Raw genomic sequence first — 419 nt, 5'->3', positions numbered from 1 at the left:
CTACCGCCACTTCCTCCGCCACAACATCGAGGAACTCGTCGAACAATGTCCCGACGACCTCGCCGGCTTCATGCTCGACCCCGAGTTCCCCGTGAAGTGGAACGGCCTGGAGTGCCACCTGCTCGCCATCCGCCACAACCCGCGTCCGGGGGCCTACGTCCAACGCTGGCTCGAGTGGATCGCCGATGGATGCTTCGACTCGGCCGACGACGAACGCATGTGTCGCACGTTGTACCAGCTGCTCAGTCTTTGCCGCGACGCACCGTTCGCTGCGGTCCGCGGCGCCGTCCACGCGCACGCCCTGGATCACCGGCAGCCCGCTCGCCTCGGCGGCCGCGGCCGGGTCGGCGTCGCCGTGGACCTGGAGGTGCGTCAGACCGGCCCGCCGAGCCGTGTCGGCCATCTCGGCGGGCGAGGCC

1 protein-coding gene is annotated in these 419 nt (G+C 70.2%); it reads left to right on the top strand.

Translation table 11 applies throughout. From position 1 onward, the window contains the following. Positions 1–419: hypothetical protein (locus tag I6F37_RS41765; protein ID WP_225154636.1), on the top strand; the 419-nt coding region annotated here is incomplete at both ends.

Origin of the sequence: Bradyrhizobium sp. NBAIM08 (assembly GCF_020193935.1) — a bacterium.
In the GTDB taxonomy this organism is placed as follows: Bacteria; Pseudomonadota; Alphaproteobacteria; order Rhizobiales; family Xanthobacteraceae; genus Bradyrhizobium; species Bradyrhizobium yuanmingense.
This window is presented reverse-complemented; position numbering and strand designations above follow the sequence as displayed.